The sequence below is a fragment of the Candidatus Contendobacter odensis Run_B_J11 genome (assembly GCF_000531125.1).
Classification (GTDB): Bacteria; Pseudomonadota; Gammaproteobacteria; order Competibacterales; family Competibacteraceae; genus Contendibacter; species Contendibacter odensensis.
In genome coordinates this window covers 1-2,311 of sequence record NZ_CBTK010000251.1, presented here as the reverse complement: position 1 = coordinate 2,311, position 2,311 = coordinate 1, and the positions used below count along the sequence as shown (strand labels likewise).

Below are 2,311 nucleotides of genomic sequence, written 5' to 3'. Positions count from 1 at the left end.
ATCTTTGCTGGGCAGAGTAGCCAGCAGACGATTAACAAGGATGGTTTTTTTGGCGGGTAGCATTCGCGTTCTCCTCGTGAGTCAGGGTGGAACTTAATAGACGGCACAAGGATGTTGGGTGGAGAAACCTTATTGATGTCGAGTAGCGGTTTGACTGAATAAAGGCGGTGCCTGATTGAATCAGAAGCCGCCTTTCAGTGCAAACCGTCTAAATGCTACCCACTCTTAGCGGTCGTAGTAGTAGTAATAATTATCGTTAGGCCACGAGCTGGTTCTTGGACGCGCTGGCACGATGACCGTGTCAACGCCAGTCGATCCGGTTTGCCCAGTCGCTCCAGTTTTCCCGGTGGGACCTTGATAGCCGGGTGCGCCTGTTGCGCCGGCAGCGCCCGTTGCGCCGGGAGGGCCAGCACAGGCGCTCAACCCAAGCGCCAACGTCAGTACTGCAAACAGCATTGAATATTTCATGAGGATACCTTTTGGAGAAGTAAGAAAACCATGCACATGAGAGTCAGTAGTCAGGCAGAACTCATCCGTTTCTGGTAACTCTTTTAAGGCGGGTCGGTAAATTCACGATCCCTCCGCAGGGGCTATCAGAAGCAGGATCAGTTGCAGAACTCTTGGCCGTACTCAAATCACCTGAGAGTGATGCGATGGTTTGCTGTGATTTCGCCACAAGATAGGCTGAAAAACCCGCGCAGTCCGTGCGCTGGCAAACATAACTCCTAATCTCTATCCGTTTGCCGCCGCTGGTGTTGGCTGGAGGAGACGGCCCAGGGACTGACCGCGATCACGTCAGGGAGCAGGCGGCAGAATTCTTTCCTGACTACTTCGTAGCACTCGCAAACCCGCGCTTCCAGGCCCGGTCGATCCACCACGGTGACGCGGCCCCGGTTGTAGTGAATCAACCCGGCGTGTTGCAAGTTTCCGGCGGCCTCGGTCACCCCCTCGCGCCGGACCCCCAGCATGTTGGCGATCAGTTCCTGGGTCATTTTCAACGTGTTCGTGGGCAACCGGTCGAGACTGAGCAGCAGCCAGCGACAGAGTTGCTGGTCCAGCGTATGGTGCCGATTGCAGACGGCGGTTTGCGACATCTGGGTCAGCAGAGCTTGGGTGTAGCGCAGAAACAGACTCTGCAACGCCCCAGAGCGATGGAATTCCTGTTTGATCACCGATCCCTTCAGCCGATAGGCGTGGCCCTCACTCTGCACCACAGCCCGATTCGGCATGGTTTCGCCGCCCATGAACAGGGCGACGCCCACGATACCCTCGTTGCCGACTATGGCGATTTCGGCGGACGAGCCATTCTCCATGACGTACAGCAAGGACACGATGGCGGTGGTAAGGAAATAGACGTGACTCAACCGGTCCCCGGATTCGTACAGGGCCTCGCCGAGCTTCAGCGAAACCGGTTCCAAGTGAGGAAACAGATGCTCGCATTCAGCCTCGGGCAGGACGGCGAGCAGATGGTTTTGTCGAGGGTTCGGGGGGGTTGGGGGGTTGGGCATAGTAGACATAAGTCACCTGCAAAAGCGTCGGTCGGGGTCGGATGATCTGAATTTCATCGCCAATCACATGAAGGCGCAGACCTCTGTTTACTATATCTAAATCTAAGTGCGATAGCGTACAGACTGAGAGCGGTGTCTAATATATTTATTAACTTAGACATTTTCTGTAAAAGCAAATTGATTGAGATGGACCCCGTTGTCGTTAAAACCATTGTAAATAGATTTTGGCATCATTAAAAACACCAGGACTTTCGCTTTCCGTCATTCCCGCGTAGGCGGGAATCCAGTAAGCCGCTGAAAAGCTTGGATACCCGCTTTCGCGGGTATGACGAATTGACGGGTTTAGCGAAAGTCCTGAACACATAAATTTTATTAGTAAAATACCATGGAGAGCGCTATCACTTTGAAAAAGAACCCGAATCCGCCACGGGGCGCCATTAAGCTGCGCCATCAGGCGGAAGCGCAGCTACAGGATCAATCCACCCAGGCCGACCCGTCCCCAGCGACAGCAGTAAAGACGCTGCGGCTGATTCACGAACTGCAAGTCCATCAAATCGAGCTGGAATTACAGAATAGGGAACTGCTGGAGACGCGCATCCAGCTTGAACAGAGCCTGGAAAAATACACCGACCTCTACGACTTTGCGCCAACGGGCTATTTTGTGCTCGCCGCCAACGGAATCATCCAGGAAGCCAATCTCGCCGGCGCGGCCTTGCTCGGCCAGGAGCGCTCCCGCCTGCTGGGGCGGCGGTTTGGACTCTTTGTCTCAATGGAAACCCGGACCGCATTCAACGCTTTTCTCG

General features: G+C 54.5%; 3 protein-coding genes. 1 reads left to right on the top strand and 2 read right to left on the bottom strand.

Translation table 11 applies throughout. From position 1 onward, the window contains the following. Nucleotides 1–225 precede the first annotated feature (225 nt). Both BN874_RS23770 and BN874_RS14275 read right to left on the bottom strand, forming a co-directional pair. Nucleotides 226–468, bottom strand: a complete 243-nt coding sequence (locus BN874_RS23770; RefSeq protein ID WP_154724952.1) for a hypothetical protein — start codon at nucleotides 466–468, stop codon at nucleotides 226–228. A 257-nt stretch (nucleotides 469–725) separates the two neighbouring features. After that, entirely contained in the window at nucleotides 726–1,517 is a 792-nt protein-coding gene (locus BN874_RS14275) for a Crp/Fnr family transcriptional regulator (protein ID WP_034434693.1), read from the bottom strand. Between the two features lie 394 nt (nucleotides 1,518–1,911). On the opposite strand from BN874_RS14275, the gene BN874_RS14270 reads away from it, so the two are divergent. Continuing rightward, nucleotides 1,912–2,311, top strand: a 400-nt coding sequence (locus tag BN874_RS14270) for a PAS domain-containing protein (protein WP_230314448.1), incomplete at its 3' end; no start/stop codon positions are given.